The 23,020-nt window shown below is 45.5% G+C and carries 21 protein-coding genes and 3 tRNA genes; 18 read left to right on the plus strand and 6 right to left on the minus strand.

What is annotated here, in order from left to right; translation table 11 throughout:
• Positions 1-29 precede the first annotated feature (29 nt).
• From mscM to rsgA, 3 genes are all read right to left on the minus strand, one after another.
• Positions 30-3,308: a miniconductance mechanosensitive channel MscM gene (mscM, locus tag OV592_RS02785; RefSeq protein WP_406610313.1), complete on the minus strand. Its 3,279-nt coding sequence runs from the start codon at positions 3,306-3,308 to the stop codon at positions 30-32.
• A gap of 134 nt (positions 3,309-3,442) precedes the next feature.
• The gene (gene asd, locus OV592_RS02790) at positions 3,443-4,297 is read right to left on the minus strand and encodes an archaetidylserine decarboxylase (protein ID WP_406610314.1); all 855 of its coding nucleotides are present in this window, start codon (positions 4,295-4,297) and stop codon (positions 3,443-3,445) included.
• 28 nt (positions 4,298-4,325) lie between these two features.
• Positions 4,326-5,366 carry a small ribosomal subunit biogenesis GTPase RsgA gene (rsgA, locus tag OV592_RS02795; RefSeq protein WP_406610315.1) on the minus strand — a complete coding sequence of 347 codons (1,041 nt, stop codon included), beginning with the start codon at positions 5,364-5,366 and terminating at the stop codon, positions 4,326-4,328.
• 93 nt (positions 5,367-5,459) lie between these two features.
• Between rsgA and orn the strand changes: the two genes are divergently transcribed.
• The 5 genes from orn (at position 5,460) to OV592_RS02820 (ending at position 7,696) form a co-directional block, all read left to right on the plus strand.
• Positions 5,460-6,014 (plus strand): oligoribonuclease, encoded by a 555-nt coding sequence (orn, locus tag OV592_RS02800; RefSeq protein ID WP_040307241.1) that lies wholly within the window; start codon positions 5,460-5,462, stop codon positions 6,012-6,014.
• Positions 6,015-6,238: 224 nt separating this feature from the next.
• Positions 6,239-6,314 (plus strand) — tRNA-Gly (locus tag OV592_RS02805).
• A gap of 121 nt (positions 6,315-6,435) precedes the next feature.
• Positions 6,436-6,511, plus strand: a tRNA-Gly gene (locus OV592_RS02810).
• Positions 6,512-6,603: 92 nt separating this feature from the next.
• Positions 6,604-6,679 (plus strand) — tRNA-Gly (locus OV592_RS02815).
• Positions 6,680-6,976: 297 nt separating this feature from the next.
• The gene (locus OV592_RS02820) at positions 6,977-7,696 is read left to right on the plus strand and encodes a DNA alkylation repair protein (protein WP_406610316.1); all 720 of its coding nucleotides are present in this window, start codon (positions 6,977-6,979) and stop codon (positions 7,694-7,696) included.
• Here OV592_RS02820 and ppgK read toward each other — a convergent pair whose 3' ends face one another.
• Positions 7,697-8,434, minus strand: coding sequence for a polyphosphate--glucose phosphotransferase (gene ppgK / locus OV592_RS02825; RefSeq protein WP_338623710.1), 738 nt, complete (start codon positions 8,432-8,434; stop codon positions 7,697-7,699).
• A 59-nt stretch (positions 8,435-8,493) separates the two neighbouring features.
• A complete protein-coding gene (gene queG, locus OV592_RS02830) occupies positions 8,494-9,627 on the minus strand; it encodes a tRNA epoxyqueuosine(34) reductase QueG (RefSeq protein ID WP_406610318.1) in 1,134 nt (377 codons plus the stop codon).
• Here queG and OV592_RS02835 point away from each other — a divergent pair.
• From OV592_RS02835 to OV592_RS02885, 11 genes are all read left to right on the plus strand, one after another.
• Entirely contained in the window at positions 9,626-11,146 is a 1,521-nt protein-coding gene (locus tag OV592_RS02835) for an NAD(P)H-hydrate dehydratase (RefSeq protein WP_406610319.1), read from the plus strand. The two genes, queG and OV592_RS02835, sit on opposite strands and share 2 nt — an antisense overlap.
• Positions 11,146-11,616, plus strand: coding sequence for a tRNA (adenosine(37)-N6)-threonylcarbamoyltransferase complex ATPase subunit type 1 TsaE (gene tsaE / locus OV592_RS02840; RefSeq protein ID WP_152785525.1), 471 nt, complete (start codon positions 11,146-11,148; stop codon positions 11,614-11,616). The genes OV592_RS02835 and tsaE overlap by 1 nt, the downstream gene beginning before the upstream one ends.
• A 55-nt stretch (positions 11,617-11,671) precedes the next feature.
• Entirely contained in the window at positions 11,672-12,955 is a 1,284-nt protein-coding gene (locus tag OV592_RS02845; RefSeq protein WP_406610320.1) for an N-acetylmuramoyl-L-alanine amidase, read from the plus strand.
• Between the two features lie 4 nt (positions 12,956-12,959).
• The gene (mutL, locus tag OV592_RS02850; RefSeq protein WP_406610321.1) at positions 12,960-14,807 is read left to right on the plus strand and encodes a DNA mismatch repair endonuclease MutL; all 1,848 of its coding nucleotides are present in this window, start codon (positions 12,960-12,962) and stop codon (positions 14,805-14,807) included.
• Positions 14,797-15,723 carry a tRNA (adenosine(37)-N6)-dimethylallyltransferase MiaA gene (gene miaA, locus OV592_RS02855; protein ID WP_406610322.1) on the plus strand — a complete coding sequence of 309 codons (927 nt, stop codon included), beginning with the start codon at positions 14,797-14,799 and terminating at the stop codon, positions 15,721-15,723. Before mutL ends, miaA begins: the two co-directional genes overlap by 11 nt.
• An 86-nt stretch (positions 15,724-15,809) precedes the next feature.
• On the plus strand, positions 15,810-16,058 hold the full coding sequence (hfq, locus tag OV592_RS02860) for an RNA chaperone Hfq (protein WP_016403748.1): 249 nt from the start codon (positions 15,810-15,812) through the stop codon (positions 16,056-16,058).
• A 49-nt stretch (positions 16,059-16,107) separates the two neighbouring features.
• Positions 16,108-17,400, plus strand: a complete 1,293-nt coding sequence (gene hflX / locus OV592_RS02865; protein ID WP_406610324.1) for a ribosome rescue GTPase HflX — start codon at positions 16,108-16,110, stop codon at positions 17,398-17,400.
• A gap of 28 nt (positions 17,401-17,428) precedes the next feature.
• Positions 17,429-18,616 carry an FtsH protease activity modulator HflK gene (gene hflK, locus OV592_RS02870; protein ID WP_016403746.1) on the plus strand — a complete coding sequence of 396 codons (1,188 nt, stop codon included), beginning with the start codon at positions 17,429-17,431 and terminating at the stop codon, positions 18,614-18,616.
• 3 nt (positions 18,617-18,619) lie between these two features.
• A complete protein-coding gene (gene hflC, locus OV592_RS02875; RefSeq protein WP_016403745.1) occupies positions 18,620-19,495 on the plus strand; it encodes a protease modulator HflC in 876 nt (291 codons plus the stop codon).
• Positions 19,496-19,527: 32 nt separating this feature from the next.
• A complete protein-coding gene (locus tag OV592_RS02880) occupies positions 19,528-19,716 on the plus strand; it encodes a DUF2065 family protein (protein WP_084682022.1) in 189 nt (62 codons plus the stop codon).
• 87 nt (positions 19,717-19,803) lie between these two features.
• Entirely contained in the window at positions 19,804-21,099 is a 1,296-nt protein-coding gene (locus tag OV592_RS02885; RefSeq protein WP_040307643.1) for an adenylosuccinate synthase, read from the plus strand.
• A gap of 66 nt (positions 21,100-21,165) precedes the next feature.
• Here OV592_RS02885 and ispB read toward each other — a convergent pair whose 3' ends face one another.
• Positions 21,166-22,137, minus strand: a complete 972-nt coding sequence (ispB, locus tag OV592_RS02890; RefSeq protein ID WP_338623727.1) for an octaprenyl diphosphate synthase — start codon at positions 22,135-22,137, stop codon at positions 21,166-21,168.
• 243 nt (positions 22,138-22,380) lie between these two features.
• Between ispB and rplU the strand changes: the two genes are divergently transcribed.
• Together rplU and rpmA are read left to right on the plus strand one after the other, a co-directional pair.
• Complete coding sequence (gene rplU, locus OV592_RS02895) at positions 22,381-22,692, plus strand: 50S ribosomal protein L21 (RefSeq protein WP_016403742.1); 312 nt, start codon at positions 22,381-22,383, stop codon at positions 22,690-22,692.
• Positions 22,693-22,709: 17 nt separating this feature from the next.
• Positions 22,710-22,967: a 50S ribosomal protein L27 gene (gene rpmA, locus OV592_RS02900; protein ID WP_016403741.1), complete on the plus strand. Its 258-nt coding sequence runs from the start codon at positions 22,710-22,712 to the stop codon at positions 22,965-22,967.
• Positions 22,968-23,020 lie beyond the last annotated feature (53 nt).

Consider the following 23,020-nt stretch of genomic DNA (forward strand, 5'->3'; position numbering starts at 1 on the left):
TTATAGCCCTTAAGATAACAAAACCGTGCTCAGGGATTGAGAGATATATCTAATTGTGGGTAGGCTATCTCTATGTTATTCGCCTTAAACTTGTCATTGATCAAAGTGTACAGTTCATGGGTCATCGGTAGGCGGTAGCGCATTTCACTCACGTGAACACGCATTTCGAATTTCATTCCGTTGTTGGTGTATTCGGTAAAGTATATTTCTGGTGCGGGGTTGGCTAATACCAAGCTGTTAGCATCTACTGCTTCTTGCAATAGTTTGTTTACTAGCTGGTTATCAGAGCCTTGTTTAACTTGCACCATTAGCACCACACGGGTGATTGGATCGGTGAGCGACCAATTAATAAATTGTTCTGTGATAAAGGCCTTGTTAGGCACGATAATTTCTTTGCGATCCCAATCCACAATAGTGGTAGCGCGAGTTTCAATGTTAGAAATAGTGCCGGTAAGTTCGCGAATTGTCACGGTATCGCCAATTCGAATTGGCTTTTCAAACAGAATAATTAAGCCTGAAATAAAGTTAGCAAAAATCTCTTGCAGACCAAAACCTAAACCTACGGTAAGTGCAGCAACCAACCACTGCAGTTTCGACCACTCGATGCCCAACAAACCAAAACCGCTGAAAATACTAAACAGTATTACCATGTAATTAATCATGGTGGTGATGGCAAAGCCGGTGCCGGGGTTAAGTGATAAATGCTGCAAGACCATCAGTTCTAACAAACCAGGTAAGTTGCGGATAAGCACTACTGCAAAAAAGAATACCAATAGGGCAGAGCCTAAAGAGCGCAGGGTAATGGCATCTACCGTGGCTACACCGGCGCGGCTAGAGCTGCTTTCCCACAATGTGATGTTGTCTAGAAACGAAAACGCACTGGTCATTTCCGACCAACTCAACAGCAGAACCAATACTAGAGACAGTACCAAGGCTGCACGCAGTAGACCCAAAGACTGGGCGCTAATGGTGTCGAGGTCGATGACTGGTTCTTCGATTGAATCAATCACTCCTTCATTTGAGCTAGAAGGGTCCTCTTCTTCAGATTGGCGCTGGGCAATCATTTCAGCGCGGCGCACCTTAGCTCGGTCAAAGGCAATTCGGCGGCGTTGTAAAAGCATCCAACGGTGGATAAGCAAATAGCCCAATAAGAAGACCGCAGCGATGATGAAGCTAAGCACAACCTGCCAATAAACCGTAAATGCGGTGGCAAAAAAGCCTGCTGCAGAGGCGAGTGCTGCCATTAAGGGGATGCTAATGGCGGCGCCCCAAATCAGCTTTTTCGCTAATTGCGGCGCTTTAAAAATGTCTAAGTGATAGTTCACCGGAAGCTCAATGCGATAAATACTGTGAAAGCCGTAAGCTACCCATAATAACAATGCAATAAAGGCCAAACGTGCCAAGCCACTATAGGCCGGCTGACTGGTTTGTAATATGCACAGATTAAGGATGAATACTAAGGGCAAGCTTACGTAAACCACACGGCGGATTAAGGTAATCGCTTGGCTGATGTTTACCAAAGGCCATTTGAAATGGGTATTTAGCAGGCCGTTTTTCTGGCAAAACTGCTGTAACAAATGGAATAGCCATAACACGATGGCAACGTTAAATAGGGCATCTCCCAAGTCGCGAGCGAAGGAAGACTCCCATTCATACATTAGGGCAAAACCCACACTGCCAATAAATAGCGCCACGGGAGTGGCAAATACCGCACTGACTAACAAATTGGCAAGGGTATAGCTAAATTTGTCACGGGTAATGTTGCCGGTTTTGGAATCGATGCGCTGAAGGTAGCCTTTAAGCCAATGTTTTTTTAAGTAGTAAACATAAGCAACACTAGCTGCCACTAGCAATAACCAGCCTAACCATAGCCAAGACAGTTTGGCGATGGCATCGCTGAGTTGTGAGTATTGCTGAGCGCTAAATAACCATATCAAAGAGTAACGAATATCACTGAAAAAGCTTAAATCGATGGCTTTTACATCGGCCGTCCAAAACAGCTCTTGGTTAGCCTCTTGGTTAATGGTGTTCAGTTGACTGTTTAGTTTTGAGTAATCCAGTTTAAGTCGAGCTAACTCAAATAATCTTGCGTCTAACTCCAATAGGTATTTGTCTGAAAGCTGCTGGTTAAGCTTCAAATGCTTGTTAAATATTCTGGCTTGTTGTTGATTTAAGGTGGCGATGAACTCGCGCTGAGCCTTTCTTTGGCTCTGATTACGTTGGGTATAAAGTAGATTTTGGTGACGATGTTTACTGATCCGTACTTCAATGATTTGTTGCTCTATTGGCGCAACTGCTTTGAATTTTGGCAAACTCGAGATCTGCTCTCTTAGGTATTCACCATAGGAGCGAGTGACTTTTAACCAGGATACTTGTTCTTTAAAATTGGCAAAGGTGAGTTTGATGTGTTCAAGCTCGTCGTTTACCTCTTCCTGTAGGTCGGCAATCTCTTCACTTTGTTCAAATAAGGCTGATAGCTCTGTTTGTAGTAACTGATTTTGTTCTACTAAGTTTTTCACTATCGGGTCATTAAGTAACTCGGGAGCGGCAAAAGCTAGCTGATCAGATAGCCGTTGAGCTTCTGCTCGATGCTCTAGTGACAAGCGATTTTTAACACTTTCTACAATCCGCTTTTCTGCCAACTGAGTGCGTTGTAGCAAGCTTATTTCAAGCTGCAGCAGCTCGTTTCGGTGGTTGGCACTTTGCGCAGCGAGTTCCAGCATCGCTAACTGGGCGGTTAGGCTGGCTTCGTTAACTTGAGCTCGAACTCGCTCGGCTTCTTCCACTTCGTTAAGCACGCCAAATTCAAGTTGCTCTAGCTTCGCGCGAACCGTGGTTAATTGTTCGCGCAGCGGTCCGCTGCGCTGGTGGTTTTCGCTAACGTCTAAATCGATACGGTATTGGCGCTGTTTTAGCTCGTCAATTTGGCTATTGGTATTGCTGAGCTTAGCCTGCCAAATAGTGAGTTGTTCATTTAATTGATTCGAGTTTAGCTCAGCTAAGTTTTCAATGACCGGCGCTTGATATTGATTAAGTTGCTCTTGTTGCTCTTTTCGTAGGCGAGAGAAGTTGTTGATAATACCGCGGTAGTATTTGGCTTTTTCGCGGTAACTATTTCCCTCTTTTAATAGCGCTAAGGATTCTTCATAGATGAGTTGCTGTTGCTGGGTGTTTAAGTTGCTAGGCTGGGTATCTAGCGAGCTGATTAAGCCTTTGAGATGAGATTCTCCGCCCACGTTTGCTTGTGCCGCTAAGCAAAAGAACAGTAGCGATACGATGAAACCGCGAGAGAAAATCGATAAAGTCATTGGTAAACAGCCATGGTTAAGACCGCATCATTGCGCTTAGCTTTGTTAGTTATTTTATATTAAATATTTGAAATAGCGTAATAATAAGCAGAATTGAATAAGCCTTGGTAAAGAATTACCAAGGCTTATAGTAGCTATTCAGCTTTAGTTGCAAAGTGAGTGCCCATTACGGTAGCAACTGTTGGCGCTAGTGATTGCTCAAATTCTATGGCGTCTTTGGCAAACAGCATCACCACGGTGGAGCCTAATTTAAAGCGGCCCATTTCGGCGCCTTTATCTAGGCTAATGTCTTGGTCTTGATAATCCCAAGTGAATACTTGTTTCCCACCCGGCGGCGTTACGGTGCCAGACCAAATGGTCTCTATGCTAGCAACAATGGTTGCACCTACTAATACCATGGCCATTGGGCCGAACTCAGTATCGAAAATGGCCACTACGCGCTCATTGCGGGCAAACAGATTCGGCACGTTAGCAGCAGTGAGAGGGTTAACCGAGAAAAGTTGCCCTGGTACGTAGACCATTTTGCGTAATTTGCCTTTACAAGGCATGTGAATGCGGTGGTAGTCTTTGGGGGCTAGATAGGTGGTAGCGAAGTCGCCGTCGCTAAATTCTTCTGCTAGGGCTTTATCTCCACCAAGTAGTTCACGGGCGCTGTAGTCATGACCTTTGGCTTGAATTAACTGACCATGCTGAATGGGACCCAGTTGGCTTACTGCGCCATCTACCGGATGAGCAAGCTTGTTGTCGCCTTCAACAATAGGGCGAGTGCCAGGCTTTAATGGGCGAGTAAAAAACGCATTGAAGCTTGAGTAAGCATTGGCTTCGCTGTGAACCGCGTCGTTCATGTCTACTTGATAGTGGTTTATGAACTTTTTAATGATCCAATGACTCAACTTTCCAGCTTCAGCTTGAGCAAGCTTACCCACTAAGCGGGATAAACCGTGTTGAGGGAAGCAGTACTGGGCGGCAACTTTAATTTTGTCTAACACGCTACGTTCTCGTTGTTTATTGGTTTAATTATTTCTTTCCGGGAATAACCCGAGAAGGTTTGTTATTTTCCATCGTTTCGAGAATACGCTGGTAGCTGTCGAAACGCTGTTGCAAAATTTTGCCTGAGTCTATCGCTTCTTGCATCGCACAACCAGGGTCTCCTTGGTGCTTGCAATCACGAAAACGGCATTGATTTAACCAAGGGCGAAATTCGATAAAGCCCCAAGCTACTCGGTCTTTTTCAAGGTGCCAAAGTTGAAATTCACGTACTCCGGGGGAGTCGATTAAGCGGCCGCCACATACTAAGTGATACAAGCGAGCGGTAGTGGTGGTGTGCTGGCCTAGGCCTGATACTTCAGATACTTCTTTGGTATCGATGCTTTGCTCTGGCAGAAGACTATTTACCAGCGAGCTTTTGCCAACGCCTGATTGGCCAACAAAAATACTGGTTCTATTGCTTAATTGTTGGCTTAAATCGTCAAGCCCTTCAGCTTGTTTGGTGCTAGCGTAAATAACTTTATAGCCAAGTTGTTGATAATTTTTGAGTTGTTCTTCAATTACTTTGCGTTGCTCGGCATCAAGCAGATCAACTTTGTTCAGCAGGATAATGGGTTCAAGATCTACATCTTCAACGGCAACTAGGTAGCGGTCGACAATGCTGGTGGAGAATTCGGGTAATACCGCAGAAACAATTACTACTTGGTCGATGTTGGCCGCTATAGCTTTGATACCGTCATAAAAATCAGGGCGAGTTAGTACTGAGCGGCGCTCGTGGCAGGCTTCAATAACCCCTCGAATGCCCGATTGCTCTTCGTTGCCGGCTCGCCAAACAACTTCATCTCCAGTGACTAAAGAGCCTACTGAACGGCGCATATTACAACGGAATATTTCTCCATTGTTAGCTTCCACATCGGCATGTTGACCGAAGCGGCTAATGATAGTTCCCTCTTGTTGAGGACCTAATTGGTCATCTAACCATTGGTGGCTATCTTGTTTTTTTAAGCGCTTTTCTTGGTTGCTGCGCACACGGCGAAGCTGACCTTGGCTCAGTTTCTTTCTCTTTGTCACGAAAACTGCTATTCAAGTAAGTGTAATAAATCGCTATGATACCGCTTATCAAAGATTTGCGGAAAATATTTCCGAAATATAAATAGGGTCAACATGACTGTTAGTGAACAGAACTTAGTTTGGGTTGATATGGAGATGACAGGTCTCGAACCCATGACTGATCGCGTTTTAGAGATCGCGACGATTATTACCGACGCTCAATTAAACATTCTTGCAGAAGGGCCGGTGATAGCTGTTCACCAATCTGACGAAGTTTTAGCGGGCATGGATGAGTGGTGTACCAACACTCATACTGGATCTGGTTTGGTTGCTAGAGTTCGTGCCAGCAGTGTTGATGAGAAGCAAGCTGCCCAGCAAACTATCGATTTTATCAAGCAATGGGTGCCTAAGGGCGTATCTCCGATGTGTGGCAATAGCATTGGTCAAGATCGTCGCTTTATGCACCAGTACCTTCCGGAGCTTGAGCAGTTCTTTCATTACCGAAACATAGATGTAAGTACGGTAAAAGAATTGGCTCGCCGTTGGCAGCCAGAAATTTTAGATGGCTTTACTAAAAGCGGTACTCATCTAGCTTTGGATGATATTCGCGAATCAATAGCAGAAATGCAGCATTATCAAAAAACCTTCTTTAAACTGGGCGAAAACTAAACAAACAGTTTAAGAGCTGTAATTTTTTCTTTTGCAGCTCTTGCAAAGGCAAAATTTCCTCGTATAATTCGCAGCCCTAAACAACGTGAAGGCATGGCCTTAGACAGTTTAGGCTGTCACTTTGATTAGTGATAAAAATTAAGCAGCACTAGCTCAGTGTGGGTACAAAGAGTAGCGCAACCTTTGGTTAGGCTCTCAACGCACTAAATAGTGATAAAGATTAAGCGGCACTAGCTCAGTTGGTAGAGCGCAACCTTGCCAAGGTTGAGGTCATCGGTTCGAACCCGATGTGCCGCTCCAAATTAAAACTTTAACTAATACCAAGTAGTTGAAGTTGAGCAGCACTAGCTCAGTGTGGATATAAAGAGTAGCGCAACCATTGGGTTCGCTCTTAACACACTAAATAGTGATAAAGATTTAAGCGGCACTAGCTCAGTTGGTAGAGCGCAACCTTGCCAAGGTTGAGGTCATCGGTTCGAACCCGATGTGCCGCTCCAAATTTAAAACTTTAACTAATACCAAGTAGTTGAAGTTGAGCTGCACTAGCTCAGCGTCGAAGAACACAGCGCTCAATAGTGATAAAAATTAAGCGGCACTAGCTCAGTTGGTAGAGCGCAACCTTGCCAAGGTTGAGGTCATCGGTTCGAACCCGATGTGCCGCTCCAAATTAAAGCCCTGCATCATTGATGCGGGGCTTTTTTTTGCCTGTTGTTTTATGGTCAATCAAATACTCACGCGGTTGATGGTGGGTTAATACCAATCGTACTAAGTAACTGTTCATTCTATCTGGTTAAAATACTCGATCACTGCGTTAGAATTTTTGATTGTAGAATAACTACTTATCAAAAATTCTGTCTTATTCTCGAGTATTTTTCCTGCGTTATTTCTGATCACTTACTTAGTGTGATTGGTATAAGCTTGTGTTTAACGTAAGCATTTTGCTGAGCATAAAAGGGTGGGTGATGAATCAAGTAGAACAAGTTCAAACAGCTTTACGCGAATATGCTGAGCCAGAAAAAGCGGCTTACTTGCCAAAGTTTTTTCAAGCATTGCCAGGTGGTTATGGCGAAGGTGATCAGTTTTTAGGTGTTCGTGTGCCTAATACTAGAAGGGTTGCCAAAGCCTATCCTTTACCTCTAGAGGAGCTCACAGACTTAATCTCTTCTGCCTTTCATGAGGAGCGCTTTTTTGCCTTGGTAGTAATGTGTCAACATTATCAAAAAGCGAAAAATCATCAGCAACAACAAGCGGTGTTGGCGTTTTACCAGCGCTACATAAAGTATGTGAATAATTGGGATTTGGTTGACTGCTCTGCGCCTAAAATTGTTGGCCCTTATATCTGGCAGCATCAAGATTGGGAGCTGCTTGAGCAATTCGCTAGCAGCAGTAGTATGTGGCAGCAACGTATTGCTATGGTGAGTTGCTTTTACTATATACGCCAAAATGATGTTGATTTAACAATTACGCTAGCAAAGCGTTTTCATACCCATGCTCACCCCTTAATGCACAAAGCGGTGGGCTGGATGCTGAGAGAGCTGGCCAAGCGAGATAAGCCAGCGGTAGAGGCATTTTTGCAACAGCACCTTAGCGAACTGCCCAGAGAGCTGCTTCGCTATAGCATTGAGCATTTTGACGAACCGCTTCGCCAATCTTATTTAAGCGGCTCTATTCTCGAATCTTAATTAGCTTTGATGTTGGGCGTACATAGCTGCGCCAACAATGCCTGCTTGGTTTAAGCCCTGTGCAGGCAATGCTTCAGCTTTTAGATTGAGCTGCGCTTGGTACTTTTCGAATTTTTTACTGGCACCGCCACCAATAATGAAGCAATCGGGCGACATTAAAAACTCGAGGCGCTGTAGGTAAAGGTTGAAGCGCTTGCCCCATTTCTTCCAGCTTAGCTCTTCTGCTTCGCGGACTCTGGCGCTGGCATAGTGCTCGGCTACTCGCCCTTCCAAAATAATATGGCCAAACTCGGTGTTGGGAAGCAATTCGCCATTCACAAACACTGCGCTACCTAAGCCGGTGCCAACGGTAATAATCACTACCACACCTTGGTGTTGGTGACCTGCGCCAAAGGCCATTTCGGCCATACCGGCCGCATCGGCATCATTCACGACATAACACGGGCAGTCGGTATATTCGGCGAATAAGGCTTCAACGTTGGTGCCAATCCAGCTTTTATCAATATTAGAGGCAGTTTGGGCAACCCCGTGATGAACCGTTGCAGGAAAGCCGCAACCAATAGGACCTTGCCAAGAGAAATGCTCAACCATCTGCTTTAAGCTTTGGGCTACTGCTTTGGGCGTGGCAGGTTGTGGGGTGGCAATACGGTGACGCTCGCTAATAAGCTCGCCAGTGGTAGAATCTACGATGGCTGCCTTTATGCCGGTGCCACCAATATCAACGCCAAGTAAGTGCATGAGCTGCTTCCATTTTATTTGTTCTTAAAAAGTGTAACAGAACTTATTCTACTGATGCATTAAGCATCACGAGTTAATCCTTTTTCTATAATACGGATCAAACGTGCGGTTTTGCGAGAAGCTTTTGCCGCTTTATTCTGTTGTTGCTCTATTGCCCAATTAACGTGGTGTTGGGCAACGGCTTCAAGCCCTTGCTTGGCGCTTAGCTCGTCAATAGCTTGTTGTGAATAGGCGGCGTTGCCTAAGGCAATCGCGATATTACGTAGCCACTGTTGATAGCCGATCCGACGAATTGGCGAGCCTTCAGTTTTCTTTAAAAACTCTTCTTCGGTCCAGGAAAATAGCGCCAATAGTGTTGGTTGATCAAGTTGTTCTCGGGCAGCAAAATCGGCTTCTTGAGTTAGCTGGGCGTAGCGATTCCAAGGGCAGGTAAGTTGGCAATCGTCGCAGCCGTAGATGCGATTGCCCATTAGTGGTCGTAATTCTTCATCTATGATCCCATCGTATTCAATGGTGAGATAAGAAATGCAGCGACGTGCATCCACTTGGTAGGGCTCAACAATGGCTTGCGTGGGACAAATGGTGATGCAGGCAACACAATCACCACATTGCTCGTCTACTGGTTGGTCTATGGGCAGGGGTAAATCAACAAACAACTCACCTAAAAAAAACCACGAACCAGCATCTTGGTTGATGATTAAGCTATGTTTACCAGTCCAACCTAAGCCTGCTTTAGTGGCCAGTTGGCGCTCCATTACCGGGGCAGAGTCGACAAATGGGCGCATATTTAGCTGCTGTTGGCAGTAATCATTTATCGCTTTTCCCAGTTGGTTTAGCCGCTTGCGCATTAGCTTATGGTAGTCACGACCCAGCGCATAACGACTAATATATGCCTGATCGCTGGCGCTGAGGCTTTGGGCAAACTTAGCGTCCTCTGGTAGGTAATCCATACGCACCGAAATGATCCGTTGAGTGCCTTCATGCAACTGCTCTGGATGTTTGCGAAGCTCAAGGTTACGGGCTAAGTAGTCCATTTCTCCGTGGTAGTTTTTTGCCAGCCATTGCTCAACATCTTGATGATGTTGACTGAGATCCACATCTGTTATGCCGATCTGCTGAAAACCTAGCGATTTAGCGGTTAGCTTGATATGTTGAACCAGCTGTTTTAGGTCTATTTCGGATAGTAGGGACATGGCTCCAGAGCACCGATTGTTTTCGCACAGTTTACCACAGAGTTTATGGCGCGCCGAAGTGGTGAAACGCCAAGAAGCAGTGCTGGCTGAGCAGCAAGGTATTAGCTTGTATTCTTTGATGGAACAGGCGGGGTTGGCTGCCTTTAAACTGATGCAGTGCCAATGGCCCAATGCGAAGCGTATTTTGGTATTAGCGGGCGGTGGCAATAACGGGGGAGATGCCTTGGTGGTTGCGCGGTTGGCCAAGCAAGCGGGTAAAGAGGTGAAAGTGCTTGCCTTAGGTGATTTAAACCGAATGCCTAGTGAAGCACAACAAGCCTTAACTGCCTGGCAAGCCGAGGGCGGACAGCTTGATCTTAGCAAACAATTTGATTGGCCTTGTGATGTGATTATTGATGGCGTGTTGGGCATTGGCTTAAACAGTGATGTGCGAGCGCCATTGCAAGCGCTGTTTGCTCAAGTCAATCAAAGTGGCGTGCCAGTACTTGCCTTAGATTTACCTTCAGGTTTATCTGCTGATACCGGAAAGCTGTTAGGCAGTGCGATAAAAGCTAGCGCTACCATTTGTTTTATCGCTGCCAAGCAAGGCTTGTTTACCGGGCAAGCACCTGAATATGTTGGCAAGTTGCTATTTGCCGGTTTGGGGCTAAGTGATTTGTTCGAGCAACAAAATACTACTGAAGTTAGCCGCGCAGATTATGCTCAGTTACGCTCGGTGCTTGCGCCTAGGGCAAAAACAGCTCACAAGGGTAGTTGTGGTCGAGTGACTTTAGTGGGCGGTAATACTGGAATGGCCGGCGCTATTCGTATGGCTGCCGAAGCCTGTTTACGCACTGGTGCTGGTTTGGTTAATGTATTTACTCAGGCGCAAAATCAGTCGGTGGTGAGCAGCGGGCGTCCAGAGTTAATGGTTAAAGCAGTGGCTAAGCATTCTCTGCAGCAGCTAGACAGAAGTTTAGCCCAAGCTAGCTGTAAGGTGATAGGTCCCGGATTGGGACAAGATGAGTGGGCGCAAGCGCTGTTTTCAGCTGTATTAAGTGAAGACAAAGCCTGCTTGGTAGATGCCGATGCACTTAACCTGTTGGCTAAAGCTCCGATGCAGCATGAGCAATGGGTATTAACCCCGCATCCAGGCGAGGCGGCGCGTTTGTTGAATTGCTCTGTGGCAGAAGTAGAAAGTGATAGAATTGCCGCTGCTCAAAACATACAGCGCTGTTTTGGTGGTGTATGTGTATTAAAAGGTGCTGGCAGTGTTGTAGCTGGCGCGCAAGGACAAGTGAAGATTTGTACTGTAGGTAACCCCGGCATGGCTTCGGGCGGGATGGGAGATGTTTTGTCTGGTATAATCGGCGGCTTAATCGCCCAATTTGCAGCCAAGCACTCATTGTTTGATATTGCCTGCCTTGGGGTGTGTATTCATGGTATGGCTGCAGATGAAGCTGCAGAACAGGGAGAAAGAGGCATGCTGGCCTCAGATCTAATGCCTTTTATAAGACAACTAGTGAATCCAAAATTGTAATGAAAACGTGGCATATTGAATTAGCTGACGCAGAACAAACGGTAGCTTTAGGCGCATTATTAGCTAAAGCTTGTCAGCAGGCATCAGTTATTTATTTAGAAGGTGATTTAGGCGCTGGGAAAACCACTTTAACCCGTGGTTTTATTCAAGGTAAAGGCCACACTGGTAAAGTAAAAAGCCCAACCTACACCTTGGTTGAACCTTATGAATTAGGTGAGTGGCGAGTCAATCATTTTGATTTGTACCGCTTGGCCGACCCTGAAGAGCTAGAATTTATTGGTATTCGCGATTACTTTGCCGACGATTGTTTGTGTTTGGTGGAGTGGCCTGAAAAGGGGCTGGGCTTTTTACCAGCAGCAGACTTGTTGGTTGAGCTAGCTTATCGAGGCGAGCAGCGCAGTGCTCAAGTGAAAGCATTGAGCGAGCAAGGACAAAAAGTAGTGGAGTGGTTGAGTCAACATGCAGGGTAGTTTTAGATTAAGTCGCTGGATAGGCTTAGGATTGTATTTGCTTTGTGGACTGGCAATGGCCAGTAGCGATGTATCTGGGGTGCGTGTTTGGAGCGGCCCAGATAACACTCGTATTGTATTGGATTTATCTGGCGCGCCACAGTTTAGCCATTTCAACTTAAGTAAACCCAACCGCCTTGTCTTGGATCTCTCCGCTAGTAAAATGCTCAGTGATTTGAGTAAAGTCCCCTTATCTGGCGACTTGGTTAAAAAAATTCGCCCTAGTACCCCAAAGGCTAAAGGCGATTTTCGCTTGGTTATAGAGCTTTCACAAGCGGTTAATCCTACCGTATTTGCTCTTAAGCCTACCGGGAATTATGGCCATCGTTTGGTGATAGACTTGCCAGACAAAGCCGGTAGCGCGCAAATTAAAAAGCAACAACAGCAGATTTCTAAAGCTAAAACGCAGCAACAGTTAGCGGGCAATCGCGACATTATTATTGCTATCGACGCTGGCCACGGTGGGGAAGATCCCGGCGCCATCGGCAATAAAAGAACCTACGAAAAACACATCACGCTGGCTATCGCTAAGCGTGCACAACGCCTAATTAATCAAGAGCCCGGTTTAAAAGCGGTGTTGATTCGAGAAGGTGACTACTTTGTAAATCTAAATAAACGCTCGCAAATAGCCCGCAAAAACAAAGCCGACTTTTTGGTGTCGATTCATGCTGATGGATTTACCTCCTCTCAACCAAAAGGCGCGTCGGTTTGGGTGGTATCTACTCGCCGGGCTAAAAGTGAAGTAGGTAGACATTTAGAACAGCATGAAGCTGAATCTGACCTTTTGGGTGGTGTGGGTGAAGTAATGGGCAGTGTGGAAAATGACGCGCACCTTAACTTCGCTTTGATTGATATGCAGATGGACTACTCAATGAACACCGCCTACGAGGTGGCGAAGAAGGTACTCAGTGAGTTGGGTAAAGTAACCTCGCTACATAAAAAACGTCCTGAGCATGCCAGCCTCGCGGTGCTTAAGTCGCCAGACATTCCTTCTATTTTGGTGGAAGCCGGTTTTATTACCAACCACAAAGAAGAGAAGTTACTAAAAACGGGTAATCACCAAGAAAAGATTGCCAAGGCGGTAGTGAAAGGCATTAAAGCCCATTACCGCACTAAGCCTTTGGCGGGCACTTTGTATGCGCAAACCTATGGCGTGCGTAAGCATACCGTGAGAAAGGGCGAGTCTTTATCGGTGTTGGCTGCTCGTTACAATACCAGCGTTGCGGGTTTGAAAAAGGCCAACAAACTGACTTCTAATACCTTGCGTATCGGTCAAGTGCTGACCATCCCAAATAGTTAATTCGATGCCTATTCAAATATTGCCAGCGCAGCTGGCTAACCAAATTGCCGCCGGAGAAGTGGTAGAACGTCCTGCTTCGGTAGTTAAAGAGCTAATTGAAAACTGCCTTGATGCCGGCGCAACACGTATCGATATCGAAATTGATAAGGGTGGCGCAAAGCGCATTTTAATTCGCGACAACGGCAGCGGCATTGCTAAAGAGCAGTTGGGTTTGGCGCTTAGTCGCCATGCAACCAGCAAAATAGACAGCCTTGATGATTTAAGTGCGATAGCCACCTTGGGGTTTCGCGGTGAAGCTTTGGCAAGTATTAGCTCGGTCTCTCGGCTAAGTTTAAGTTCTCGTACTGCTGAGCAAGAACAAGCTTGGCAAGCTCAAGCTGCTGGTCGTGACATGCAAGTTAGTTTGCAACCCTGCGCCCATCCTATTGGCAGTTCGGTAGACGTGCTTGATTTGTTTTTTAATACGCCTGCACGACGTAAGTTCTTACGTACTGAGAAAACCGAGTTTTCGCACATTGACGAGCTGTTGAAGCGTTTAGCCTTAAGCCGTTTTGATGTGGCGCTGAGTTTAAAACACAATGGCAAATTAATCCGTCAGTATCGCATAGCCACAGACTTGGATAAGCAGCTGAAGCGAGTAAGCACGGTATTTGGTGCTCCTTTTGCCAACCACTGTTTGCATTTAGATAATCAACATGACCAATTACGTTTACACGGTTGGTTAGGTTTACCGGAAGTGGCACGAGCGCAAAACGACCAGCAGTATTTTTATGTGAATGGTCGAATGATGCGCGACAAGTTGCTACAACACGCTATTCGCCAAGCATTTGCAGCCTATTTACCCGATGAACAATATGCCAGTTACGTATTGTTTTTGGAGTTGCCATTAGACCAAGTAGATGTGAATGTGCATCCGGCTAAGCATGAAGTGCGCTTTCATCAAGCCCGTTTGGTGCATGACTACATCGTACAAGTATTGGCATCAGCCTTAAGCCAAATACCGGCCCATAATCACACTGGCGAACTGCCGGTTTGCCAAGATGAACCAGTAAATGAAATATTCGCTCCACCACTAGCGCAAGTTGCTCATAGCTACACCAGCGCAGCTCCTGCCACGCCGAGAGTGAGCGAAGGTCGCCAGAGCTATCAGTCAAGCTTACAGCGAGCTGATAAGCCGCGATCCTCAGAATTATCCGCTAATCATCAGTGGTTGAGCAGTTCTGCTGATTTTACTAGTCAAGCAGCTAGAGCCGACTCTACTGGCCAAGTGAGTTCTGTGAGTGCTACGCCACAGGCCGCTGCGCTTTATCCTTTGCATTTAGTTGAAAGCGCCTATTTGTTAGCGCGTACTGGTGAGAAGTTGATATTGCTAGACCTTTGGGCTTGCCAGCAACACTTGGCCTATACCCAAGCAATGCAGCAGTGGCCGCAAGGATTAGATAGCGTTCCTTTGCTATTGCCGCTAAAACTAGCTTTAGATGAGCCGACGCATCTTTTACTAAGCCAACAACAAGAAGCACTGCGGCGTATCGGCTTTGTGTTTAATATTGCTAACAAGCAGCAAGTTATCGTGGCTCAAGTGCCAAAGTTGATACGCAAAGCTGACTTTGCTCAGTTAATCCCAAGTTTATTAACGGCAATGAGTCAGCTTCCGGATTCAGAATGGCAGCAAGCCGAAGCCTTGTTAAGTGGGCTAATTAAGCTACAAAGCAAACCTAAAGAACACACTTGGCAACAGGCGATAGAGTTAAGCCAACAATTGCATAGTCACTATCCGAGTCAACTGCCTAAGCATCTTTGGCGAGCGGTTGATTTAAGTGCCAGCATCGAGAGTTTTAATCATGACAACTAGCCTGCCTGTTATTACATTGATGGGGCCTACAGCCTCAGGCAAAACCGCTTTAGCTATTCAGCTTCATCAGCAAATGGGCGCTGAATTGGTTAGTGTTGATTCTGCATTAATCTATCGTGGAATGGATATCGGCACCGCTAAGCCAACTGCCGAAGAACAACAGCAAGCCCCGCACGCTCTAATTGATATTTGCGATCCTACTGAAGTGTATTCAGCCGCCGATTTTCGCCGCGACGTTCTAGAGCAAATTGATGCCATTCATGCGCGTGGCAATGTCGCGCTGTTGGTCGGCGGCACCATGTTGTATTTTAAAGCCTTAGTGGACGGTATTGCTGATTTGCCAGAAGCTGATGCAGCCTTACGCAGTGAGATTCAGCAGCAAGCAGCAGACGGTTCTTGGGAAAGCTTGCATCAAGAACTTAGCCAATACGATCCCACTTCCGCTGCAAGGATCAATGTAAACGATCATCAGCGCTTAATGAGGGCGGTTGAAGTATATCGTTTAACCGGTAAATCTATGACTGAGATTAATAATCAACCGCTTGCCCCTTTACCTTATAAAATCCATCAGTTTGCTTTAGCGCCGAAAGAAAAAGCCCAACTGCACCATCTCATAGAAGTGCGATTTAAGATGATGTTGGAACTTGGCTTTGAAGCCGAGGTCAAATCGCTGATGCAGAGGGGGGATTTAGATTTAAGTTTGCCGTCTATGCGGAGCGTTGGGTATCGCCAAATGTGGCAATATCTAAGTGGCGAGATGGATTATGATGAAATGGTATTTCGTGGTGTAGTGGCTACACGGCAACTGGCTAAAAAACAAATGAATTGGTTAAAAAGCTGGTCAAATCTCACTTGGTTACAGAGTGGTGATCCAAGAAATAACAAAATAATTACTAATTCGCTAAGTGATACTTGAAATTGTCGCTATAAGGCTCCAAGTTAGTGGTATATAATCGAATTTGATCTATGCCAATTAATTAATAAGAAAAAAGGAACAATAACATGGCGAAGGGGCAATCATTACAAGACCCATTTTTGAATGCGTTACGACGTGAGCGTATTCCCGTTTCAATTTATTTAGTAAACGGTATTAAGTTGCAAGGCCAAGTTGAATCATTTGATCAGTTTGTCATCTTGTTGAAGAACACTGTCAGCCAGATGGTATACAAACATGCTATCTCTACTGTGGTACCAGCTCGCGCTGTTCCACACCATACCCCAGTATCTGACGACTCGAAGAACGACGAATAGCATTTGCGAAGGCTTATCAGCCTTGGTAAATGCCAAGGAGTAAAATAGCTTGTTTGACCGTTATGAAGCAGGTGAACAAGCCATCTTAGTACATGTAAATTTTAGTGACGAAGATGAGCGAGAAGACCTGGAAGAGCTGAAGATGTTAGTCAGCTCTGCAGGCGTAAATGCGGTGGCTACCATCACCGGTAGCCGAGTTTCTCCCCACCCTAAGTACTTTGTAGGTGCCGGAAAAACAGAAGAAATCGCAGAATTAGTGAAAAGTGCCCAAGCGGATGTGATTATTTTTAATCACGCTTTATCGCCAGCACAGGAGCGAAACTTAGAAATGCTCTGTGAGGCGCGGGTTTTAGATCGTACCACCCTCATTTTAGATATTTTTGCCCAACGCGCGCGAACCCACGAAGGTAAGTTGCAAGTTGAGCTAGCGCAATTGCGCCATATGTCGACCCGATTAATACGCGGCTGGACTCACCTAGAAAGACAAAAGGGCGGTATCGGTTTACGCGGCCCAGGTGAAACTCAGTTAGAAACCGATCGACGTTTATTGCGTGCGCGTATTAAACAAATTCAACAGCGTTTAGAAAAGGTTGGTAAACAACGAGAGCAGGGCAGAAGAGCAAGGCAACGTGCCGAGTTACCCACTGTCTCCTTAGCTGGCTACACCAATGCAGGTAAGTCGACCTTGTTTAATCGAATTACTGAATCTAAGGTTTATGCCGCAGATCAGTTGTTTGCAACCCTAGATCCAACACTACGGAAAATCGATATTGAGGACGTAGGTAAGGTGATACTTGCCGATACTGTGGGCTTTATACGCCACCTTCCTCATGACTTAGTGGCGGCTTTTAAAGCCACCCTAACCGAAACCCGCGAAGCCCAGCTATTATTACATGTGATTGATTGTAGTGATGAAAGAATGGCTGAAAACGTTGAGCAGGTTGAGGTAGTATTAGATGAAATAGGGGCAGGAGAGATCCCTTTCTTGCAGGTCTACAATAAAGTAGATCAACACCCTGATATGAGTCCACGCATTGAGCGTGATGACCAAGGTTTACCCCAAAAAGTGTGGGTATCGGCGTTAACGGGAGAAGGTTTGCCTTTGTTGTTTAAGGCAATCAGCGAACGTTTGGTCGGTGACATGGTTAACCACACTTTACGTTTGCCTCCTAGCGAAGGGCGCTTGCGTAGTCGTCTGTATCAGTTAGACTGCGTAGCAGGTGAACGTTTAGACGATGAAGGAAATATCGTTGTAGATATCCGACTTGATGCTATTGCATGGCAACGGTTAGATAAACAGTTCGACCATAGTTTGGAAAGTTTTATTGCTCAATGTGAGTAGGCATTAACTTTAATTTCTGGAGACACAGATGGCCTGGAATGAGCCTGGCAACAAAGGTGGCGGCGGTGACCGTGACCCTTGGGGCAATAACAATAAGAATGGTAATCAGGGTCCGCCTGATTTAGATGAAGTAATTACTAAGCTAAGCCGTAAGTTTGGTGGCATTTTTGGTGGTGGTAAAAAGCCATCATCTGGTGGCAGCAGCGGTGGTGTGAGTGGTTTTGGCATTGCTGTAGTAGTGGTCATCTTGGCTGTTATTTGGGTAGCGAGCGGTTTCTACACCATTAAAGAAGCTGAAAAGGGCGTAATTCTTACCTTCGGTAAATACGATCCTGAATCAGGTTTGGTAGATTCTGGTTTGAACTGGAAAGCTACCTTTGTTCAAGAAGTGATTCCAGTGAACGTAGAGGCTATTCGTTCTTTACCAGCATCGGGCTTTATGCTGACTGAAGACGAAAACGTAGTACGTGTAGAGATGGATGTGCAGTACAAAGTGGTTCGTCCACATGCTTACCTGTTTAGTGTAACTGCGCCAGATGATAGCTTGGCACAAGCTACCGACAGTGCCTTGCGTTACGTGATTGGTCACACCACCATGGATGATATTTTAACCACGGGTCGTGAAGTTGTGCGTAGCGAAACCGAAGCCTTATTAAACAAAATCATCGAACCTTATAACTTAGGTATTGAAGTGGTTGACGTGAACTTCCTGCCGGCTCGTCCGCCAGAAGAAGTTAAAGACGCCTTTGATGATGCTATCTCTGCACAAGAAGATGAGCAGCGTTTCATTCGTGAAGCTGAAGCTTATCAACGTGAAATTGAACCACGAGCACGTGGTCGAGTTCAGCGTATTGAGCAAGAAGCCCAAGGTTATCAAGAGCAGATTGTATTGCGTGCACAAGGTGAAGTAGCTCGTTTTGAGCAATTGCTTCCTGAGTACGAAAATGCGCCAGACGTAACTCGCCACCGTTTATACCTAGAGACGATGGAAGAGATTTACGGTAAGTCGAACAAAGTGCTGATTGATGCTTCAAATAACAGCAACATGCTTTACTTGCCTATCGATAAGCTAATGGAGCAAGGCCAGCAGCCTACTCAACGTAAGTCTAGCTCGGGTAATAAACCATCTACTATAAGTTCAGAGCCTGCTAGCTCGATTCCGTCACGCCCTTCGTCGATTCGAAGCAGTGACCGCTCTAGTTCGGGGAGAAACTAAGCCATGAAACAATTAGCTATTTTTGGCATTATTTTAGCCTTGTTAGTGGGTTACTCGTCGGTATTTGTAGTGAACGAAGGCGAGCGTGGTATTGTTATTCAGTTTGGTAAAGTAAAACGTACCGCTGATGGCGCAACCAAGGTTTACCCACCGGGTTTACAGTTTAAGGTTCCATTTATTGATTCTGTGCGTACTTTAGATGCACGTATTCAAACTTTAGATGGCAACGCTGACCGTTTTGTAACCTCTGAGAAAAAAGACTTAATTATTGATTCTTACGTGAAATGGCGAATCGCTGATTTTTCACAATTCTACCTATCAACAGGTGGTTCAGTACTGCAAGCTGAGTCTCTGTTAACGCGTAAGATTAACAATGGTCTTCGTAGCGAAATTGGTGCGCGTACTATTCGCGATATCGTATCTGGTGAACGTGGCCAAGTAATGGAAGATGCGCTTAAACGTATGGCGCGCTCTTCTGAGATTGGTATCGAAGTTACCGATGTGCGTATTAAGCAAATCAACTTACCTGATGAAGTAAGTAGTAGTATTTACCAACGGATGCGTGCAGAACGTTTAGCAGTAGCTAAAGAACACCGTTCGCAAGGTCAAGAGCAAGCCGAGATTATTCGCGCTAACGTTGACCGCCGCGTAAATGTATTGCTGGCCGATGCAGACAAGCGTGGTCGCGAAATGCGTGGTGAAGGTGATGCTACAGCCGCTAAAATTTACGCCGATGCTTATACTAAGAACCCTGAGTTCTATAAGTTCTGGCGTAGTTTGATGGCTTATCGCACCAGTTTCGATAACGGTGGAGACGTAATGGTGTTAGAACCAGATAGCGAATTCTTCCGTTATATGAAAGAACCGGCGAAACAATAATACTGAGGGCCCAGTTAACGCTGGGCTTTTTTATGACAGATTCTGTATTACTTGCATTGGCTCTAGTGTGCCTTATCGAAGGCCTAGGGCCTTTATTGTTTCCTAAGCGTTGGAAACGTCTACTAAAAACATTATCGGAAGCGCCGGCGAGTAATATTCGGCAAATTGGGCTCGGCTTGGTGGGTGTTTCTATTATACTCTTGTATGTGATTAATCTTTGACCTTGGCACATAAAATCGGTATAACATGCACCCCTTGACTGTCCGATTTCTGCTAGAATCGCTTTTTAACTGAGACGACAAAAGACAATGGGAAAGAACGTAGTGATCCTTGGCTCCCAATGGGGAGACGAAGGCAAGGGTAAGATCGTAGACTTACTTACCGACAAATCAAGCTATGTGGTGCGCTATCAAGGCGGTCACAATGCTGGTCATACCTTAGTTATTGACGGTGAAAAAACTGTCCTCCACTTAATACCATCTGGTGTACTTCGCGATAACGTTACCTGTGTTATTGGTAATGGCGTGGTATTAGCACCTGATGCGCTATTTAAAGAAATGGCTATGCTCGAAGAGCGCGGCGTTCCTGTAAAAGAACGTTTGGTGATCAGTGAAGCTTGTCCTCTAATTTTGCCTTACCATGTTGCATTAGACATGGCGCGCGAAAAAGCGCGTGGTAAAAACGCAATTGGTACTACTGGTCGTGGTATCGGTCCAGCTTATGAAGATAAAGTTGCTCGTCGCGGTTTACGTGTTGGCGATTTGTTCGACATGGAGCAATTTGCTACCAAGCTAAAAGAAGTGATGGAGTACCATAACTTCCAACTTAATCATTACTACGACGCGCCAAGCGTAAGTTATGAAGAAGTGCTTGAGCAAATGACCAAGATGGCGCCAGTAATTACGGCTATGGTAACAGATGTTACTGACTTGCTAGATAAGGCACGTCGTCGTGGTGACTCAATTATGTTTGAAGGTGCTCAAGGCACTTTATTAGACATTGACCACGGTACCTATCCGTTTGTTACTTCATCAAACACTACTGCGGGTGGCGTAGCTACAGGTAGTGGTTTTGGCCCTTGCCATTTAGATTATGTTTTGGGTATTACGAAGGCTTACACCACGCGTGTGGGTTCTGGTCCTTTCCCAACAGAACTTGATGATGACATCGGCCAACACTTAGGAGTGAAAGGTCATGAGTTTGGTGCTACCACTGGCCGTAAACGCCGTTGTGGTTGGTTAGACGCAGTAACTATGCGTCGCGCAGTACAAATTAACAGCCTGTCAGGTTTGTGTTTAACCAAACTTGATGTGCTAGATGGCTTGGAAGAGTTAAAGATTTGTACCGGTTACAAAATGCCTAATGGCGATGTGCTTTCAGTACCGCCTATGGCAGCTGAAGGTTACGAAGTGGCTGAGCCTGTATATGAATCAATGCCTGGTTGGTCGGAGAACACCTTTGGTGTAACTGCTCGCGAGCAACTGCCACAAGCAGCATTAAACTACATAGCGCGCATTGAAGAGCTATTAGAAGTGCCGGTTGACATTATTTCAACTGGCCCAGATCGCGTAGAAACTATTATTTTACGCCATCCTTTTGCTTAATTAATGTTGAGCTAATAAAAAGGCTGCCCTTAGGCAGCCTTTTTTGTATCCATTTATTAAAACTAGCTAAGCGGCGCGGTCGGCTGCGATATTGGCTAGGCTCATAAGCGCTTGTTTGTAGTCACTGTCAGCAATCAGGGCTAAAGCGTCAATCGCTTTTTGTGCTTCTTCAGCTGCGCGCTCTCGGCAGTAATCAAGTGCCTTGGTTTTGTCTAAAATTGCTAATATCGCGTCGAGTTGGTCGCGCGAGCCGCCTTGTTTAATGGCTTCGCTAATTAGCGCCTTATCGGCTGGCTCAGCTTGTTCCATAGCGTAGATAAGCGGTAGGGTTGGCTTACCTTCTGCTAGGTCGTCACCCACGTTTTTGCCCATCTCAGCTTGGTCTGCAACATAATCCAATACGTCATCCATAATTTGAAATGCTGTGCCTAGGTATTTACCGTAGTCTTGCATTGCAAGTTCTATCTCAGCGCTTTGTTCACCAATTACTGCTGCTAAGCGAGTGGCCGCCTCAAACAGTTTGGCTGTTTTGCAGTAAATAACTTCAAAGTAACGTGCTTCATCGGTATCAGGGTCGTTGCAGTTAATTAGCTGTAATACTTCACCTTCAGCAATAACATTGGTGGCATCCGCTAGTATGTCCATCACTTTAAGGTTTTGCAGTTGGGTCATTAACTGGAAAGAGCGTGAGTAGAGGAAGTCGCCAACTAATACACTGGCTGCGTTGCCAAAGCGTGCATTGGCAGTATCTTTACCGCGGCGTAACTCGGATTCATCAACTACATCATCGTGTAAGAGAGTAGAGGTATGAATGAATTCAATAATGGCCGCAAGTTTGATGTGTTGATCTTGCTGATAACCTAAAGCTCGCGCTGCCAATACGGTCAACAGCGGTCGGATCCTTTTGCCACCACTATTTACAATATAAAAAGAGATTTGGTTTATAAGAGCCACATCTGATTCGAGTTCTTTAAAGATAAGCTCGTTTACCGCAGACATGTCTTGATCAGACAGCTTTTTTATCGCATCCAATTGCATAATTTCTTATTAGAGGTTGTTGCCGATGATTCAGCAATATTATGGTGATAATTTAATGCTGTAATAGTATCTCAATTCCTTTGTTTAAGCAGCTTTCACCGCTTAAAATTCTTGGCCTTGCGTGATTTTTAAACTTTTTTGAAATTCCCCTTGCGGGAACAGATCTTTTTCCGTAGAATCCGCCGTCATTGTTGAGAATTATAGACACCTTGAAATATCAGGTGTAAGCGGAGTTTGAAGAAAATGTACGCGGTTATCCTAAGTGGTGGTAAACAGCACCGTGTGGCCGAAGGTCAAACACTTCGCCTTGAGAAACTAGACGTTGAGACTGGTAACACAGTTGAATTTGATAACGTATTACTAGTTGCTAATGGCGAAGACGTTAAAGTAGGCGCACCTTATGTAGATGGTACCAAAGTAACAGCTGAAGTTGTTTCTCATGGTCGTGGCGATAAAGTTAAAATCGTTAAGTTCCGTCGTCGTAAGCATTCACGTAAGCAACAGGGCCACCGTCAGTGGTTCACTGAAGTTCGCATTACAGGCATTAACGGTTAATTTAGAGGAAAATACTCATGGCACATAAAAAGGCTGGTGGTAGTACTCGTAACGGTCGCGATTCGGAAAGCAAACGCCTAGGTGTTAAGCGTTTCGGTGGCGAGTCTGTATTAGCGGGTAGCATTATTGTTCGTCAACGTGGTACTAAGTTCCACGCTGGCTCTAACGTTGGTATCGGTAAAGACCATACTCTTTTCGCAACTGCCGAAGGCAAAGTGAAATTTGAAGTTAAAGGTCCTAAAAACCGTAAGTTTGTAAGCATCGAAGCTGAATAAACGTCCAACTCGATATTTGAAAAGCCCCGCAACTGCGGGGCTTTTTTTTTCCA

It is taken from the genome of Agarivorans sp. JK6 (assembly GCF_045277145.1).
GTDB classification, from domain to species: Bacteria; Pseudomonadota; Gammaproteobacteria; order Enterobacterales; family Celerinatantimonadaceae; genus Agarivorans; species Agarivorans albus.

What these genes read in the sequence shown, in the direction of transcription:
- hfq (WP_016403748.1), top strand. Translation starts at nt 15,810, where the DNA reads ATGGCGAAGGGGCAATCATTACAAGACCCATTTTTGAATGCGTTACGA.
- tsaE (WP_152785525.1), top strand. Translation starts at nt 11,146, where the DNA reads ATGAAAACGTGGCATATTGAATTAGCTGACGCAGAACAAACGGTAGCT.
- mutL (WP_406610321.1), top strand. Translation starts at nt 12,960, where the DNA reads ATGCCTATTCAAATATTGCCAGCGCAGCTGGCTAACCAAATTGCCGCC.
- OV592_RS02885 (WP_040307643.1), top strand. Translation starts at nt 19,804, where the DNA reads ATGGGAAAGAACGTAGTGATCCTTGGCTCCCAATGGGGAGACGAAGGC.
- rplU (WP_016403742.1), top strand. Translation starts at nt 22,381, where the DNA reads ATGTACGCGGTTATCCTAAGTGGTGGTAAACAGCACCGTGTGGCCGAA.
- orn (WP_040307241.1), top strand. Translation starts at nt 5,460, where the DNA reads ATGACTGTTAGTGAACAGAACTTAGTTTGGGTTGATATGGAGATGACA.
- ispB (WP_338623727.1), bottom strand. Translation starts at nt 22,137, where the DNA reads ATGCAATTGGATGCGATAAAAAAGCTGTCTGATCAAGACATGTCTGCG.
- hflC (WP_016403745.1), top strand. Translation starts at nt 18,620, where the DNA reads ATGAAACAATTAGCTATTTTTGGCATTATTTTAGCCTTGTTAGTGGGT.
- miaA (WP_406610322.1), top strand. Translation starts at nt 14,797, where the DNA reads ATGACAACTAGCCTGCCTGTTATTACATTGATGGGGCCTACAGCCTCA.
- rpmA (WP_016403741.1), top strand. Translation starts at nt 22,710, where the DNA reads ATGGCACATAAAAAGGCTGGTGGTAGTACTCGTAACGGTCGCGATTCG.
- OV592_RS02880 (WP_084682022.1), top strand. Translation starts at nt 19,528, where the DNA reads ATGACAGATTCTGTATTACTTGCATTGGCTCTAGTGTGCCTTATCGAA.
- ppgK (WP_338623710.1), bottom strand. Translation starts at nt 8,434, where the DNA reads ATGCACTTACTTGGCGTTGATATTGGTGGCACCGGCATAAAGGCAGCC.
- OV592_RS02820 (WP_406610316.1), top strand. Translation starts at nt 6,977, where the DNA reads ATGAATCAAGTAGAACAAGTTCAAACAGCTTTACGCGAATATGCTGAG.
- hflK (WP_016403746.1), top strand. Translation starts at nt 17,429, where the DNA reads ATGGCCTGGAATGAGCCTGGCAACAAAGGTGGCGGCGGTGACCGTGAC.
- queG (WP_406610318.1), bottom strand. Translation starts at nt 9,627, where the DNA reads ATGTCCCTACTATCCGAAATAGACCTAAAACAGCTGGTTCAACATATC.
- OV592_RS02845 (WP_406610320.1), top strand. Translation starts at nt 11,672, where the DNA reads ATGGCCAGTAGCGATGTATCTGGGGTGCGTGTTTGGAGCGGCCCAGAT.
- OV592_RS02835 (WP_406610319.1), top strand. Translation starts at nt 9,626, where the DNA reads ATGGCTCCAGAGCACCGATTGTTTTCGCACAGTTTACCACAGAGTTTA.
- mscM (WP_406610313.1), bottom strand. Translation starts at nt 3,308, where the DNA reads ATGACTTTATCGATTTTCTCTCGCGGTTTCATCGTATCGCTACTGTTC.